At 31.9% G+C, this 16,655-nt stretch carries 16 protein-coding genes and 2 tRNA genes; 11 read left to right on the top strand and 7 right to left on the bottom strand.

Translation table 11 applies throughout. The features are described 5' to 3' along the window. Window position 1: 1 nt before the first annotated feature. The 3 genes from OS191_RS12850 to OS191_RS12840 all read left to right on the top strand — a co-directional run bounded on the left by OS191_RS12850 (window position 2) and on the right by OS191_RS12840 (window position 1,559). Window positions 2–301, top strand: a complete 300-nt coding sequence (locus OS191_RS12850) for a chaperone modulator CbpM (RefSeq protein ID WP_267156117.1) — start codon at window positions 2–4, stop codon at window positions 299–301. Window positions 302–309: 8 nt separating this feature from the next. Next, complete coding sequence (locus OS191_RS12845; RefSeq protein WP_267156116.1) at window positions 310–873, top strand: GNAT family N-acetyltransferase; 564 nt, start codon at window positions 310–312, stop codon at window positions 871–873. A gap of 101 nt (window positions 874–974) precedes the next feature. Further along, window positions 975–1,559: a hypothetical protein gene (locus tag OS191_RS12840; protein WP_267156115.1), complete on the top strand. Its 585-nt coding sequence runs from the start codon at window positions 975–977 to the stop codon at window positions 1,557–1,559. A 3-nt stretch (window positions 1,560–1,562) separates the two neighbouring features. On the opposite strand, the gene OS191_RS12835 is transcribed toward OS191_RS12840, so the two are convergent. From OS191_RS12835 to OS191_RS12825, 3 genes are read right to left on the bottom strand one after another with little or no spacing between them, the layout of a single operon-like run. Further along, window positions 1,563–2,549, bottom strand: a complete 987-nt coding sequence (locus tag OS191_RS12835; protein WP_267156114.1) for an MlaD family protein — start codon at window positions 2,547–2,549, stop codon at window positions 1,563–1,565. 15 nt (window positions 2,550–2,564) lie between these two features. Next, the gene (locus tag OS191_RS12830) at window positions 2,565–3,344 is read right to left on the bottom strand and encodes an ABC transporter ATP-binding protein (protein WP_267156113.1); all 780 of its coding nucleotides are present in this window, start codon (window positions 3,342–3,344) and stop codon (window positions 2,565–2,567) included. Window positions 3,345–3,347: 3 nt separating this feature from the next. After that, complete coding sequence (locus OS191_RS12825; RefSeq protein ID WP_267156112.1) at window positions 3,348–4,121, bottom strand: MlaE family ABC transporter permease; 774 nt, start codon at window positions 4,119–4,121, stop codon at window positions 3,348–3,350. A 115-nt stretch (window positions 4,122–4,236) separates the two neighbouring features. Between OS191_RS12825 and OS191_RS12820 the strand changes: the two genes are divergently transcribed. The 3 genes from OS191_RS12820 to OS191_RS12810 all read left to right on the top strand — a co-directional run bounded on the left by OS191_RS12820 (window position 4,237) and on the right by OS191_RS12810 (window position 6,768). Continuing rightward, window positions 4,237–5,025 carry a patatin-like phospholipase family protein gene (locus tag OS191_RS12820; RefSeq protein ID WP_267156111.1) on the top strand — a complete coding sequence of 263 codons (789 nt, stop codon included), beginning with the start codon at window positions 4,237–4,239 and terminating at the stop codon, window positions 5,023–5,025. 90 nt (window positions 5,026–5,115) lie between these two features. Then, window positions 5,116–5,874 (top strand): NYN domain-containing protein, encoded by a 759-nt coding sequence (locus OS191_RS12815; RefSeq protein WP_267156110.1) that lies wholly within the window; start codon window positions 5,116–5,118, stop codon window positions 5,872–5,874. Window positions 5,875–5,880: 6 nt separating this feature from the next. Next, window positions 5,881–6,768: a ChaN family lipoprotein gene (locus OS191_RS12810; RefSeq protein ID WP_267156109.1), complete on the top strand. Its 888-nt coding sequence runs from the start codon at window positions 5,881–5,883 to the stop codon at window positions 6,766–6,768. A gap of 369 nt (window positions 6,769–7,137) precedes the next feature. Here OS191_RS12810 and OS191_RS12805 read toward each other — a convergent pair. From OS191_RS12805 to mutS, 3 genes are all read right to left on the bottom strand, one after another. After that, window positions 7,138–7,221, bottom strand: a tRNA-Leu gene (locus tag OS191_RS12805). Window positions 7,222–7,246: 25 nt separating this feature from the next. Next, a tRNA-Gly gene (locus tag OS191_RS12800) sits at window positions 7,247–7,318 on the bottom strand. A gap of 97 nt (window positions 7,319–7,415) precedes the next feature. Continuing rightward, entirely contained in the window at window positions 7,416–10,049 is a 2,634-nt protein-coding gene (gene mutS, locus OS191_RS12795) for a DNA mismatch repair protein MutS (protein ID WP_267156108.1), read from the bottom strand. 161 nt (window positions 10,050–10,210) lie between these two features. Between mutS and OS191_RS12790 the strand changes: the two genes are divergently transcribed. Beyond that, a complete protein-coding gene (locus OS191_RS12790) occupies window positions 10,211–10,750 on the top strand; it encodes an RNA methyltransferase (protein WP_267156107.1) in 540 nt (179 codons plus the stop codon). 39 nt (window positions 10,751–10,789) lie between these two features. Here the strand turns inward: OS191_RS12790 and folK are convergent, their stop codons facing one another. After that, window positions 10,790–11,917, bottom strand: coding sequence for a 2-amino-4-hydroxy-6-hydroxymethyldihydropteridine diphosphokinase (folK, locus tag OS191_RS12785; protein ID WP_267156106.1), 1,128 nt, complete (start codon window positions 11,915–11,917; stop codon window positions 10,790–10,792). A gap of 345 nt (window positions 11,918–12,262) precedes the next feature. Here folK and OS191_RS12780 point away from each other — a divergent pair, with 345 nt between their 5' ends. The 4 genes from OS191_RS12780 to OS191_RS12765 all read left to right on the top strand — a co-directional run bounded on the left by OS191_RS12780 (window position 12,263) and on the right by OS191_RS12765 (window position 16,654). Continuing rightward, on the top strand, window positions 12,263–14,956 hold the full coding sequence (locus tag OS191_RS12780) for an AsmA family protein (protein WP_267156105.1): 2,694 nt from the start codon (window positions 12,263–12,265) through the stop codon (window positions 14,954–14,956). Window positions 14,957–15,100: 144 nt separating this feature from the next. Further along, the gene (locus OS191_RS12775; RefSeq protein WP_267156104.1) at window positions 15,101–15,964 is read left to right on the top strand and encodes a sigma-70 family RNA polymerase sigma factor; all 864 of its coding nucleotides are present in this window, start codon (window positions 15,101–15,103) and stop codon (window positions 15,962–15,964) included. Window positions 15,965–16,006: 42 nt separating this feature from the next. Further along, on the top strand, window positions 16,007–16,201 hold the full coding sequence (gene rpsU, locus OS191_RS12770; RefSeq protein WP_267156103.1) for a 30S ribosomal protein S21: 195 nt from the start codon (window positions 16,007–16,009) through the stop codon (window positions 16,199–16,201). A 6-nt stretch (window positions 16,202–16,207) separates the two neighbouring features. After that, window positions 16,208–16,654 (top strand): GNAT family N-acetyltransferase, encoded by a 447-nt coding sequence (locus tag OS191_RS12765; protein WP_267156102.1) that lies wholly within the window; start codon window positions 16,208–16,210, stop codon window positions 16,652–16,654. The last annotated feature ends 1 nt before the right edge of the window (window position 16,655 follow it).

Raw genomic sequence — 16,655 nt, 5'->3', positions numbered from 1 at the left:
TATGGACAGAGAGAATTTAATATCAATACAAGAATTTTGCACGCTTTATAAGGTTCCAGAAACGTTTATAACATCCTTGTATGAATACGAATTAATTGAAATTACAACAGAAGAAAACACTCAGTGTGTTCGAATAACTCAGATAAAAAACATTGAAAAACTCATCCGTTTTCATTACGATATGGATATCAATTTAGAAGGTATTCATGCTATTTCGAATCTGCTGGATAAAGTTGAAAGTCTACAAGAAGAAATAAAAAAGCTTAGCAACAAAATAGATTTCTACGAAACTAATGAATAAAATAAATCATGATAATTAGAAAGGCTATATCAGAAGATGCCAAAGCAATCGCTCCATTTATGATGTTAGCCATGAATGACATTGTTTTTCATTTTATTGGCGGAAAATCTCCAGAGAAAGCCACTCATTTTTTAGAAACTCTAATTGTAGAAAAAGCCAATCAGTATTCTTTTGAAAACTGTTGGCTAGCAGAAAATGAAGACAAGGTTATTGCAGCAGCTAATATATATGATGGCGCAATGTTACAAGAACTAAGAGACCCTGTTGCAAAGACCATTAAATCCATGTTTAACAGAGATTTTAATCCTGATGACGAAACTCAAGCAGGAGAATTTTATATTGATTGCGTTGGAGTAGATCCAACCCAGCAAGGCAAAGGTATTGGATCAAAAATATTTCAATTCTTGATCGATGAGTATGTCTATAATAGAAATAAAACAATAGGCTTACTTGTAGATAAAGACAATCCTAATGCTAAAAGGTTATACTTAAAATTAGGGTTTGAAGTTGTGGGTGAAAAAACTCTAACTGGAAAAAAGCTAGAACACCTTCAATTTAAACATAAAAAATAACTTAAGATTATTATTGGGTATTTTGATATTGGAGTGTAATTTGTTATCATTACGAGCCAAAAAAACAACTTAAAAACCTTAAGTCCAAATCTAATATTAGTATGAAAAAATTGACCGTTCTTTCAATTGTGATACTTTTTTTTAGTTGTAATTCTAAGAAAATAATGGTTAGAAATCCTGCCGATGGAAATGGTTATATTGTTGGTGCAATTACTATTATAAACGAAAAACCAAAATACTCATCCTATGGATTTAAATTTAAACCTGAAGACAAAGACGTTACATGGTTATATAATGGCGATGGGTTGGCAATTTTACGAAGCAGTCCTCATCTTAAAATAGACAATAAAAAAGTTTATTTATTTGTTTTAGAATTAAAGGTTGGCGATTATGAATTTTACGATTATAATTTAGTAACAAACACAGGTATTGGGTACGCTATTAAGTCGTCTAAAAATAAATTCAACATTCCTTTTAAGGTCGAAGCAGATGCCATCAATTACATAGGAAATATTGCTTTTTTCCCTAATTACAATATAAACGATACGGTAATATTAATAAGCGATAATTTTGAAGAAGATTTAGGTTTATTAAAAGAAAAATATCCAAGAAAAAACTGGCAAATCATTCAAAATATCACATTAAAAGAAGGGCATATATCTAATACTCTTATCGAGTTTGAATAAATATTAATTATTATCTTTTGCTGCTTTTCTCTCTTCCTTTTCTAGCTTTTTAAAATAGCCTCGGGTCAAGAAGTTATGCTTTAAAGCTTCCATATTTTCGTTAAACTTCTCAGTACCTTCATTAATATTTTTGATGGACTCATCTAATTGCTTCACAAGATCAGGGTCATTAGATAAATAGTTTATTGTGCCTTCTCCATCTTTTATATTCGTAATAGTTTCATTTAAATTAGTAATTACAGACTGAATTTCTACACTTGAAGTTTCTAGATTAGTAATAATGCTCCTAACCTTATTAGCTTCTGTAGTATCGTTTAATAATACACCTGCTACACTTTCGTCTAAATCTATCTCGCTTATGAGCGAATTAAGATGCAGCATGGTTCTATTAGCTTCTTGACTAGTAAGTTTTAAATTTTCTAGAGTTAAACTTACATTATTTGCCATGAGAGTATCTTTAATTAACATCCCCAAAGTCCCCTTTCCTTTATTGATACTATTTACAATATCCAACAATTTAGATGTTAATAAGGCAGCATTTTCATTGGTAGTATTTAAGGTATTTAGCATTTCACCAGTTCCTATTTTAGTGTATGTTTTAATCACATCTCCTTGGTTTATATGGGCTGCAGACCCTTCACCTGGAATAATATTCACTATCATATTGCCTACCAAACCATCAGAACCAATAGTAGCAATAGCATCCTTTTTAATATGCTGAACCATTTTTTCGTTGATAATTAATTCCACATTAATAGTAGAATCGTTTATCATATTAATATTTTTTACCGTTCCCACATTAATTCCAGAATAACGTACGTTATTTCCTTGCATCAAGCCATTCACATTATTAAAATTAGCGCTTATGGTAAAGGTTTTATCGAACATGTTTTTTTGCTCGCCAATAAAATAAATGGCAGCTATAAAAACAATCATACCGAGAACTACAAAAAGGCCCAGTCTAAATGTCTCTTTTTTTGTCTTTTTCATTGAAATATTTTTAAATCATTTAAAAAATGCTTTCACTTGTTCTTCCTCAGACGAAGCCAATTCAGCAAAAGTTCCTTCAGCATAATTAGTACCATCTACTAATAAAATCATTCGTTCACTTACTACTCTGGCACAATCCACATCGTGGGTAATAATTAACGAGGATGTTTTATATTGTTTTTGCACACGCCTCATTAACTCAATAATTTCTTTGGATGTTATTGGGTCTAATCCACTCGTTGGCTCATCGTATAAAATAATTTTCGGTTTTAAAATTAGTGCTCTTGCCAAAGCGATTCGTTTTTGCATGCCTCCAGATAATTCAGACGGCATTAAATTAATAGTATGAGCCAAACCAACACTCTCTAAAGCTTCCATAACAAGAGGTGTTGTATCTTCTATTATTCCAAATTTTGCTTTATGTCTTCGCAACGGAAACTCTAGATTCTCTCTTACCGTCATAGAGTCGTAAAGAGCATTGCCTTGGAATAGAAATCCTATATCTGTACGTGTATCGTCTAACTCGACACGATTGAGTTTGGTAATATCCTTTCCCATTACTTTGATGGTTCCGGAATCTGCTGGCATTAAACCGACAAGACATTTTATCATGACGGATTTCCCTGAGCCAGACTTTCCCATTATTACAAGGTTTTCACCTTCATAAAGTTCCAAATTAAATCCATTTAAAACGTGATTATCACCAAAGGATTTTCTCAAATCTACAATTTCAAGCATGAGCTTTCTATCTTGTAATTCTTTAGAACTCTCTAATATGTTTTCCGTTTGATTCATTTGTTAAATTTCAAAAAATATATCGGTTACAAAAACAGCTATAAAATCTAACACAAATAGCAACATGGAAGCATAAACTACTGCCGAATTTGCAGCCATTCCAACACCAACCGTTCCTTTGTTACAAGTATAACCTTTAAAACATCCTACTAGTCCAATAGCAAAACCAAAGAAAAATGTTTTTATGGTTGCAGGAAAAATATCGCTAAACTCCAAAGCTTTAAACACCTTATTAAAATATAGCACAAAGGACACATCTCCTTTAGTATTTTCTATAATATAGGAGCCATAAAGCGCTACGGCATCTCCAAAAATCACTAAGATTGGAAGCATAAGTGTGGCTGCCAAAATTCTTGTAACCACTAGAAATTTAAACGGATTTGTTCCTGAAACCTCCATGGCATCAATCTGTTCTGTAACCTTCATAGAACCTAATTCTGCACCAATTCCAGAAGCAATTCTTCCTGCAAAGGTTAATGCTATAATTACTGGGCCAATTTCTCTAATTATAGAAATACTAACCATAGAAGGCATCCAAGATACAGCGCCAAATTCTTCTAAGGTTGGTCTCGTTTGTAAGGTTAATACTAGACCAATTATAAAACCAGTAACTCCAACCAATAAAATAGACTTGTTTCCAATATTATAACATTGTCGTAATAGTTCTCTAAACTCGAAAGGTCTAGAAAAAACCTCTTTAAAAAAACGACCAGCAAAATATGAAAGTTCGCCAACTTCAATAAAAAAAGATTTAAAAGCGTTTTTTGGTTTTTGCATGTGTTGCTAATATGAGTCTCTCAAAGATACAGGATGTTAGGTACTACCAAAATGATTATAGTCATGTTAATAGTTTTAAAATAAATGTATTTTTGACCCATATAGACACAAAACAATGAGTATAGGATTAGTTTTATCAGGAGGTGGCATGAGAGGTGCTGCGCATCTAGGAGCCATAAAGGCTCTCGAAGAACACAATATTTATCCAACACATATAGCTGGAACAAGTGCAGGTGCAATAGTTGGCGCTCTATATGCCTCAGGTTATAGTTGGGAAAATATTTTAAAGTTCTTTAAAACTATTTCGGTTTTAGACATTACTAAATATGCCATTAGTAAACCCGGCCTTTTAGATGCTAATAAATTTTATAATAATTTTAAAAAATATTTTCCTGAAGATAATTTTAGTGCTCTAAAAAAGGAGCTTCATATAACGGCAACAAATATTTTAAATGGAGATTTAGCTGTTTTTAAAGAAGGAGAGCTAATAAACCCCATCCTAGCTTCAGCCGCATTCCCCGGTGTTTTTTCTCCTGTAAAAATCAAAGATTCTTATTACGTAGATGGTGGGGTTTTAAATAATTTTCCAGTAGAACTTTTAAGGAAAAAGTGCGATAAAATTATTGGTGTTTATGTCAATGGTTTTGAAACCATAAACATAAAGGAATTAAAACATTCTCATCATGTAGCTGAAAGAGCATTCAAACTAAAGTCTGTAAGGGAAGATTATATGAAGTTTATAAAATGTGATTTAATTGTTTGTCCAAAAGGATTAGATAAGTTTGGAACATTCGACAAAAAGAATTTAAACCATATTTTTGATCTTGGTTATAAAACAACTATTGAAGCTTTAAAGACCTATGAAATAGGTGACAACAAAAAGAAAGAAAAAGCAAACTTCTAAACCATACGTTACATTTTATTTTAAAAGTTTCTTAATTCGTCTTGATAATTCAATATCTTGTAAAAATCTTGAAAAAATACAATGAACAACATGAATTTGAATTTAGCAGTACTTATAGATGGAGACAATATTCCATCGGCTCACGTAAAAGAAATGATGGAAGAAATTGCAAAATATGGCAATCCTACCATTAAAAGGATTTATGGAGACTGGACCAAACCTCACCTGTCTAAATGGAAAGATCTTTTACTGCAAAATGCTATTACACCCATCCAACAATACGCCTACACTACAGGAAAAAATGCTACAGATTCTGCCATGATTATTGACGCCATGGATATTCTCTACTCTAATAAAGTGAATGGTTTTTGTTTGGTTTCTAGCGATAGTGATTTTACAAGATTAGCAACTAGATTAAGAGAAGCTGGAATGCAAGTAATTGGAATTGGAGAAAAAAAGACACCAACTCCGTTTATTGTAGCCTGCGATAAATTTATTTATGTTGAAATATTAAGGACTCAATCTGAAAAGAAAGACGAAACTAGCAGCAAGGATAAAAATAAAGACAGCATCGATAAAATTACACCTCAAGTTATTAAATTAATCTCTACAACAATTGATGATTTATCTGATGAAGAAGGCTGGGCGTTTCTTGGAGACGTTGGAAGTTTATTACAGAAAAAACAACCTAATTTTGATTCTAGGAACTATGGTTTTGAAAAATTAACACCTTTAATTAAATCTACTGATAGCTTTGAAATAGAACAAAGGGAAACCCCTAAAAGCAAGCATAAATTAATTTATGTAAAGAACATTGAAAAGTCAAAAAAGAAGTCAAAAAAACAATAAACCTACATGAAACAAATACTACTAACAGGATTTTTTACCTTAGTTTTTCTAAGTACATCAATTGCTCAAAAACACAAACCAGCTTACCAGTTATTTAAAAACAATGGAAAATCGGCTAATTATGAAAAAATGATTAGCGATTTAGCTAAAAGCGACATGGTTTTTTTTGGGGAATACCACAACAACCCAATTTCGCATTGGCTCCAATTGGAAATGAGTAAAAGTTTCTTCGAAATTAAAGGTGATAAACTATTTTTTGGAGCTGAAATGTTTGAAAATGGCAACCAACTAGTTTTAAACGAATACCTCAACGATTTTTATGCTGAAGATAAAATGCTTCCAGAAATCACCCAATTATGGGGTAATTATAAAACAGATTATAAACCTTTAGTAGAATTTGCAAAAGATAACAAACTACGATTTATTGCTACCAATATTCCAAGAAGATACGCTTCCATGTTAAGTAAAAAAGGCATGGGTGTTTTAAAAGAATTAAGTCCAGAAGCCCTTGCTATGATTGGTCCCGATTTAGAAACTTATTTCGACCCAACCGTAAAGGCATATGCAGAAATGGCCGACCACATGGGTGGACATATACCTCCAAACATGCTGAATATTCAAATAGCTCAGGCCTCGAAGGATGCCACCATGGCACACTTTTCTCTTAAGAATTTTAATGAAGGAGATTTACTTTTTCATTTTGGAGGTTCTTATCACTCTAATTACAACCAAGGTATTATTTGGTGGATTAATAAAATTCAACCTGGTTTAAATATCAAATCGATTACTACAGTTATGCAATCTGAATGGGAAGAAATGAACAAAGAAGATAAAGCTGAAATTGCTGATTATATTATTGTTGTTTCGGATAATATGACGCAGACTAGAGGTTAATTATTATAATATAAGATCTAAAACAAAAATGCTTTATCTGTTCGATAAAGCATTTTTGTTTTTAAAATTTGCCTGTAAGAAAAAAGAAATATCATGTAAAATGGACTTCGCTAAGCCGAGTCCCGTATCAACATTTTGAGAAAAGCGAATCCAAAAGATTGGGTTGCTTTTTTGTTTTAAAAATTCATTGAAATAAAATAGGTTGTCGATATAAAGGACTTGGCTGCGCCGAGTCCTTTATCAACATCTTGAGAAAAGCCGATTCATAAAAATGAATCGCTTTTTTATTTTAAAAATTTGCTAGAAAGCGAGCTTTCCGCAAATTTTTAAAACAAAAAAGCCGAAACTTTCGTTTCGGCTTTTCATCTGTACTGAAGACGGGACTTGAACCCGTACGTCCTAATGGACATTGGATTTTAAGTCCAACGTGTCTACCAATTCCACCACTTCAGCTTGGTATATTTTTATCAGCGTATAGAGCGAAAGACGGGATTTGAACCCGCGACCTCCACCTTGGCAAGGTGATGCTCTACCCCTGAGCTACTTTCGCAGTTATTAATGAACGTACAATCTCTCGATTGCGGTTGCAAATTTAAAATATTTATGTGAATTGCAAAGCCTTTTTTGAAAAATAATACAATTTATTTTTAAGCCATCTTCTTCTTAATCAACATACGTTTAATTTCGTTCAATTTCATAAGCGCTTCCACAGGCGTAAGTGTATCAATATCAATGTGTAAAATCTCATCTTTAATATTCTCCAACAAGGGATCGTCTAAATTAAAAAAACTTAACTGCATCTCATTATCTAGAGTTTTTACTTTTTCGGTTAACTCTTCGCTTGAATGAGATTGTTCAAGTTTTTCTAATATTTTATTAGCACGATGTAAGACTTGCTGTGGCATACCAGCCATTTTAGCCACATGAATTCCAAAACTATGAGCTGAACCTCCTGGAACTAATTTTCTTAAGAAAAGAACATTATCTTTTAATTCTTTTACCGAAACATTATAGTTTTTAATGCGCTCGAAGGTTTCGGTCATTTCATTTAACTCATGATAATGTGTAGCAAATAACGTTTTTGCTTTTGCCGGATGTTCGTGTAAATATTCGCTTATAGCCCACGCTATCGAAATTCCATCATAAGTGCTTGTTCCTCGTCCTATTTCATCTAGTAGAACCAAACTTCTTTCGGATAGATTATTTAGAATGGAAGCTGTTTCATTCATTTCTACCATAAAAGTAGATTCTCCCATAGAAATATTATCGCTTGCCCCTACTCTGGTAAATATTTTATCGACCACACCTATTCTAGCTTCTTTTGCAGGTACAAAACTTCCTGTTTGAGCTAAGAGTACAATTAAGGCTGTTTGCCTTAGTATGGCGGACTTACCAGACATATTTGGCCCAGTAATCATGATGATTTGTTGCGTTTCTCTATTTAAAAAAACATCGTTAGCAATATAAGCTTCACTTGGCGGTAGTTGTTTTTCTATAACTGGATGTCTTCCGTCTTTTATGTCTAAATCGGTAGAATTATCAATTATTGGATACACATAATTATTATCGTTTGCTAATTGTGCAAAACCGCATAAGCAATCCAATTGCCCAATTAAATTAGCATTTTGTTGAACTGGCTTGATATATTGCATCATCCAAACAATTAATTCTGAAAATAATTGTTGCTCGATAACTAAAATACGTTCTTCTGCGCCAAGAATTTTGGCTTCGTATTCTTTCAGTTCTTCAGTAATATAACGTTCGGCATTGACTAAAGTTTGTTTTCTAATCCATTCTTCTGGAACTTTGTCTTTATGCGTATTTCTAACTTCAATATAATAACCATACACATTATTAGAACCTATTTTTAAAGAGGTAATCCCTGTACGTTCGCTTTCTCGCTTCAACATATTATCCAAATAGGTTTTTCCTGAGTGCGATAAACCACGGAGCTCATCTAATTCAGAAGAAAAACCTTCTGCAATAGTAAATCCTTTCAAAACGTTTACTGGCGCGTCTTCATTTAAAGTTTCCTTTATTTTCTCTCGAAGTACCTGACAACTTTGAAGCGTGTCTCCAATTACTTTTAGAGAATCGTTGTCGCTACTAGAGGCCAACGCTTTAATTGGCACAATGGCTTCTAAAGAGTTTTTAAGTTGAATAACCTCTCTGGGATGCACTTTGGCCGTTGCCACTTTAGATATTAAACGTTCAATATCTCCAATATTCTTAATGTGATTTTGAATTTTTTGAAGCTGTTGCGTGTTTTTAGATAAATAATCTACTACTTCATGACGTTGCTTAATTTGCTTCACATCTTTTAAAGGCAAAGCCAACCAACGTTTAAGCAGTCGACCACCCATAGGAGAAATGGTTTTATCAATAACATTTAAAAGTGTAACTGCATTATTATTGGTAGAATAATACAGTTCCAGATTTCTAATGGTAAATTTATCCATCCACACGTAGTCGTCTTCAGCAATTCTACCAATAGCTGTAATATGCTGTAATTTGTTGTGTTGGGTTTCACCCAGATAATAAAGAATAGAACCCGAAGCAATAATACCTTCGTTTAAATCTTCTATTCCAAAACCCTTTAGAGTATTTGTGTTGAAATGTTTGATTAAAGTTTCATTGCAATAATCAATCTGATATACCCAATCTTCCAGGTGAAAGGTGTGAAAATCGTCTCCAAAAACCGTCTTAAAATAATTTCGATTTTTCTTAGAAACAAGGACTTCACTAGGTTTAAAATTCTGAAGAAGTTTATCTATATATTCTTCATTCCCTTGAGAAGTTAAAAACTCTCCGGTAGTGATATCTAAAAATGAAATTCCTATTTTAGAATTGGACGTTGGGCTTGAAGAAGAACCAAAATAAACCGAACATAAAAAGTTATTAGACTTCGATTTTAGAACCTCATCATTAAAAGCTACTCCGGGAGTTACTAATTCGGTTACGCCACGTTTTACTATAGTTTTAGTTTGCTTAGGATCTTCTAACTGATCGCAAATAGCCACGCGTTCTCCAGCTTTTACTAATTTAGGTAAATAGGTATTTAAAGAGTGATGTGGAAATCCTGCCAATTCGGTTTCACTCTCGCTTCCTGCTCCTCTTTTTGTTAATATAATTCCTAAAATACCAGCTGTTTTTATGGCATCCTCTCCAAAAGTTTCATAAAAATCTCCTACACGAAACAATAGCAAAGCATCTGGATATTTCACCTTAATGGCATTGTATTGTTTCATTAAAGGCGTTACTTTTTTTGTCTTTTTCGTCATCTTGTCTTTTTCATTCCCGTGAAGACGGAAACCCTTCAATGGTTAAATGATTTATATGTGTTACTTTTGTGTAATATCTAGGGCTGCTAAAGTAACCATAATTTCATGTTTTGTAAAACCAAAGTTATATAAGTTATTTACAATTATTCATAATTTTTAATATGCGCAAACTAAAAAATAGCGAATTAGACAGATTAAGTATTGAAGATTTTAAAGACGTTAAAAAAACACCTTTAATTATTGTATTGGATAACATACGAAGTTTAAATAATATTGGCTCGGTTTTTAGAACGAGTGATGCTTTTTTAATTGAAAAAATTTATCTCTGTGGTATAACTGCAACACCTCCACATAAAGACATACATAAAACTGCTTTGGGGAGTACCGAAACTGTATCTTGGGAATATGTTGAAAACACCATAGACTTAGTTGAAAAACTAAAAAAAGACAACATAAAGATAGTCTCCGTTGAACAAGCTGAAAATGCCACGATGTTAAACGACTTTACCCCTAAAAAAGGAACAACATATGCCTTGATTTTTGGAAATGAAGTAAAAGGCGTGGCCCAAAATATTGTTAGCAATAGCGATGTGGTGCTTGAAATCCCTCAATTTGGCACCAAACATTCTTTAAATATCTCGGTGAGTTGCGGGGTTGTAATTTGGGATTTATATTCTAAACTATCTACTATAAAAAACTAATTTCATCAACTAAACACCTAATTAACAATAGAGTAGTTTTTACTTAGAAATTTCTCCTAAAACCCAAAGATAATCTTCTCGGTTTTCAACAAAATCTTTTTCAGAAATATCAATTATTTTCACATTTAACTCAGATTGATTTTTTAAAAATTCCAAATAGCCTGTGTTTATTTTATCTAGATACTCGTTGGCAATATTCTGTTCGTAATCACGACCTCTTTTTCTAATGTTTTCTTGTAAACGCTCTGTATTTTGATACAAATACACATACAATTCTGGTTTTGCAATGTCTTTATACATTAAATAGAAGAGTTTTCTATAAAGTTTAAACTCGTCTTCAGGCAAGGTTATTTTCGAGAAAATTAAGGATTTATAAATATCGTAATCGCTAATAATAAAATCTTTAAATAAATCTAGCTGGGATAAATCGTCACTAATTTGCTGATATCTATCTGCCAAAAAAGACATTTCGAGTGTGAAAGCATAACGCTTGGCGTCTTCGTAAAATTTTGGAAGAAACGGATTTTCAGCAAAGCGCTCTAAAATTAATTTCGCATTAAAATCTTTGGAAATCATAGTTGCCAAACTGGTTTTTCCTGCACCTATATTACCTTCAATGGCTATATAATTAAAATTTGAAAACTGAAATTGTTTACTTGGATTTTTTAACCAGATATTAACAGGCTCAATATCACTCGCATCTTCACACTCCTCCAATAAAACAGCTATAGATTTATGAAGTTTTGGATGTGATATTTTAGGTGCAATTTCCAATAAAGGTTTTAAAACAAATTTTCTTTTATGAAGCTCAGGATGTGGCACCTGAAGTTGCAGGCTATCAATTATTTCTTCGTCTACAAACAAGATATCTAAATCTATAATCCGGGATTGATAGCCTTTACTCTCATCTCTTATTCTTCCTAAAAATGTTTCAATGGCAAGTAACTCTTGCATAACTTTTTCTGAAGGTATTTCTGTTTCTAAAATAAGACAGCAATTAAAAAAATCGTCGCCTTCAAAACCAATAGCAGGTGTATTATAAACTTTAGAAATGATGTTTATTTTTCCAATTTTTTTAAAAATAAGATTAATGGCGTCTTGCAGATTTTTTAATCTGTCGCCTTTATTACTACCTAGAGATATGTAAATTTTTTGCCGTGTATCCATTGAAAAAACAAATTAACTAAAAGAAATTTTAATACCTTATATTTGTCAGGCCTATTTATCCACAATTTTAAATGAATTTAAAAGATAAACTTACTACACAACGACCCAATCACTATTTATCTACCTTATTTTTCGAAATATCTTTCGTAGCAAGCTAATGACAGATTTTCATTTTAAGAATTCTCATATATCTTTACGTTTTATAGGCTATAATACTTAACAAAAGCGTTTACATTAAAAAAAGAGACGGACTCCCTATAGTATTAAAGTTTTATTAAACTTTTGCTTTTTGGCAACTTTGATACTATTTTATACGTATATACTTACACAAACTTATCACATCACATGAAAAAAATTTTAAAAATTACTGGAATCACTTTGTTAGTTCTAGTCTTACTATTACTAGCCGTTCCTTTTGTATTTCAATCTAAAATAAAAGAGATTGTAAAACGAACCATCAACGAAAATTTAAATGCTCATGTGGAATTTAACGATGTTAGCTTAAGCTTTATTAGAAGCTTTCCTCAGGCACAAGTAGATGTTAACGATTTAGTAATTACAAATTTCGAGCCTTTTAAAGATGAAACCTTAGCTACAGCAAAGTCTATATCTTTAAATATGTCTATAAAAGAATTGTTTAAAAAGGCAGACGAAGATCCTATTGTGATTAATGAAATAAACTTGAAAGAAGCACTCATTAGTCTTAAAACAAATAAAAGAGGAGAAACCAATTACGATATAGCAAAAGAAAAAGACGAAAAACCAGACACTCCTGAAAACAGCTCTAAAGGATTTACCTTAGACATTAAAGATTACTCCATAGATAATAGTGCGTTAACCTTTTTAGATGAAGGCTCTAATACCACTTTTTATATTACGGAATTAAATCATTCAGGAAAAGGAACTTTTTCTGGTGATGTTTCTGAATTAGACACAAAAACAAGCGCTAGAGTAAGTTTAAAGATTGACAGTACAGAATATTTAAGCAATAACGACATTAAACTGAACGCTTTAATTGGTTTGGATTTAACTAACGATAAATACACCTTTAAAGAGAATAAAGCCTATATCAATCAATTACCAATCGAGTTTCAAGGCTTTGTGCAAATGCTTGAAGAAGGTCAGGAAATTGATGTTACGTTCGAAAACCCAGGTTCTGACTTTAAAGATTTTTTAGCAGTTATACCTAAAACCTATTCTAAAGATCTTGACAAAGTAGAAACTTCTGGAAATTTTAAAATTAAAGGAATCATTAAAGGTACATTAACCGAAGAAACCATTCCAACATTAGACATCAATATGGTTTCTAACAATGCGTCGTTTAAATATCCTGACTTACCAAAAGGAATTGATAATATCTCAATCAATGCTTCGGTTAAAAACATGACTAGACTTATGGACGATACGTATATGGATTTACAAACTTTGAATTTTAAAATTGATCAAGATGTCTTTAAATCTTCGGCCGTAATTAGAAATCTTACAAAAAACATAACAGTAAATGCACATGTAGATGGCATTTTAAATTTAGCCAATCTAAGTCAGGCCTATCCTATTGATTTAGAAAACGACTTAACCGGAATTTTAGTTGCTAAGCTAAATACCAATTTTGATATGGATGCCATTGAAAAAAATGCTTATCAACGTATTAAGAACGATGGAAATCTAAACTTAAAAAACTTTAAATATACTTCTGAAGACTTAGTAAATCCTATTGAAATTTCAGAAGCTGCCATAGCCTTTAATCCTGGAACAATAAAACTAATCACTTTTAATGCATCTACAGGAAAAAGCGACATAAAAGCCAATGGAACCATTAATAATTTACTTGGGTTTATTTTTAGCGATAAAAAACTTGAAGGAGATTTTAATGTGAATTCCGATGCCTTTTATTTAAGCGATTTTATGATGGAGGATGCTACTGAAAATTCAGAAAACAAAACAGTCAATTCTTCTGAAGCTTTTAAAATTCCAGCCTTCTTAGATTGTAAAATTAATGCAGATGCCAAAACAGTTTATTACGACAATTTAACCCTTAAAGACGTGAAAGGAAATCTATACATAAAAGACGAAAAAGCTGTTTTAAGAAACATGAGTTCTAATGTTTTTGAAGGAAAGCTCTTGGTAGATGGTTATGTGGATACAGCTTTAAAAACGCCAACATTTGTTATGAATTTGGATATGAGTCAATTTGATATTTCAAAATCTTTTAACGGTTTAGAACTGCTTCAAAGCCTAGCTCCAATTGCTAGTGCGCTTCAAGGCAAACTAAATAGTAACATTGCGCTTTCTGGAAATTTAGATGGAAATTTTACACCAGATTTAAATAGCATAAATGGTACTGCGTTTGCCGAAGTTCAAACTACAGAAATCAAGCCTAAAAATGAAGCTCTTGTAAACGCATTAAATGGCGCATTAAGTTTTGTAGACTTCAGCAAATTAGATTTAAAAGACTTGAAAACCAACTTAACTTTTGAAAATGGCATGGTAAACATTACCCCTTTCGATCTTCAATATAAAGACATTAAAATAAACATCAAGGGTTCACATAGTTTTACTAATAACATGAATTATAACGCTACTTTTCAAGTTCCAGCAAAATACCTGGGTAGCGACATTAATAGATTGATAGGGAAAATAGACGATCAAGCGGTAAATAATATTTCGATACCAGTTACAGCTAATATTACTGGAACTTTTAACAATCCAAACGTTAAAACAGATTTAACAAGTGGGGTAGCCAATTTAACAAAACAACTAATTGAAATTGAAAAACAGAAATTAATTAATAAAGGCAAAGACCAAATACTAGATTTACTTGGTGGCATAAATAACAATCAAACCCCAAGCAATCCAAAAGATTCTGTAGACACAAACAAACCCAACTCCAATCCAATAAAAAATGTGTTGGACGATATTATAAAAGGTGGAAACACAGAGCCTAAAGACTCAGCTAATAACACAAAACCTAAATCGATTAAAGATCTTTTTAATTATCCAAAAACCAATCAAACCAAACAGACAGATTCTATAAATTAATGGTATGATGAATCACAATTGTTTGTTAAAATTTACTGATTTACAAGTACTTAAGAAAGTTTTTGCAAAAAGAAACCACTTATTATTTGGATTTGTCAGTAAAAAAGTTAGATTGATAGATTAACACCATATAAAATAATCTGAATGAGGCAATTAAAAATTACCAAGCAAGTTACAAATAGAGAGTCTAAATCATTAGACAAGTATTTGCAAGACATTAGTAAACTTCCTTTAATTACAGCAGATGAAGAAGTAGAATTAGCGCAGCGTATTCGAGAAGGAGACCAACTTGCTTTAGATAAATTAACCACTTCCAACTTAAGGTTTGTTGTATCTGTTGCAAAACAGTATCAAAATCAAGGATTGACATTACCAGATTTAATTAATGAAGGAAATGCCGGTTTAGTAAAAGCTGCCAAACGTTTTGATGAAACTAGAGGATTTAAATTTATTTCGTATGCTGTTTGGTGGATTAGACAAGCCATCTTACAGGCTTTAGCAGAACAATCTAGAATTGTACGTTTGCCTTTAAACAAAATTGGTTCTATTAATAAAATCAATAAAGCATATTCGTATTTAGAACAAGCACATCAACGCCCACCTAGTCCAGAAGAAATAGCTAAAGAATTAGAAATGACTGTAAGCGATGTAAAGCAATCTTTAAAAAATTCTGGTCGTCATTTATCGATGGACGCGCCATTAAAAGAAGGTGAAGATTCTAGTTTATATGATGTTGTGAAATCTGGTGAATCACCAAACCCAGATAGAGAACTTATGAACGATTCGTTAAATCTAGAAGTAAATCGTGCTTTAAATACCTTATCTCAAAGAGAAGCAGATGTGGTAAGACTTTATTACGGAATTAATAACGAACAACCTATGAGCTTAGAAGAAATAGGTGAGACCTTTGGATTGACTAGAGAACGTGTTAGACAAATCAAAGAAAAAGGAATTCGAAGACTTCGTCATACTTCAAAAAATAAAATTCTAAGAACTTATTTAGGATAACCATAAATAAACATTTAACTTTAACCCTACTAAAAACATCAGATGATAAAAATTGAAATAAAAGAAGGAGAAAAAATTGATCGCGCATTAAAACGTTACAAAAAGAAACATCGTAATGTGAAGATTATGCAGAATATTAGAGAAAATCAATTCTTTACAAAACCCTCAGTGAAAAAGAGAAGACAATTACAAAAAGCTTCCTATATACAAAGTTTAAGAGACCAGGAAGATATATAAATATATATGCTTTCGTTTAAAGTATATACTTATAAATCGAAACCTTCAGAAGAAGAGAAACAAAACATTATAAGTTTTTTACACACGCATTTACAAGAATTTAGCGACACTAAAGAAGCTATCTCTAAATGCCTTGATTATGCTGTAAAAAATACTGTTTCTTCTTTTGGAGGTTTTGTTTTGGTTTTAAAAGAACAAGGTTTAGTTCAAGGCATTACTATTATTAATAAAACGGGAATGACAGATTTTATTCCAGAAAATATTTTAGTTTATATAGCTGTACATAAAAATGCCAGGGGAAAAGGTATTGGCAAAAAACTCATTCAAGAAGCTATCTCTTTAGCTGAAGGAGACATTGCTCTTCATGTAGAACCCAACAATCCTGCTATTAAACTCTACGAAAATCTTGGCTTTACCAATAAATATCTGGAAATGCGTCTTAAAAAAGACTAAT

Origin of the sequence: Xanthomarina sp. F2636L (genome assembly GCF_026410195.1) — a bacterium.
Classification (GTDB): domain Bacteria; phylum Bacteroidota; class Bacteroidia; order Flavobacteriales; family Flavobacteriaceae; genus Xanthomarina.
This window is presented reverse-complemented; position numbering and strand designations above follow the sequence as displayed.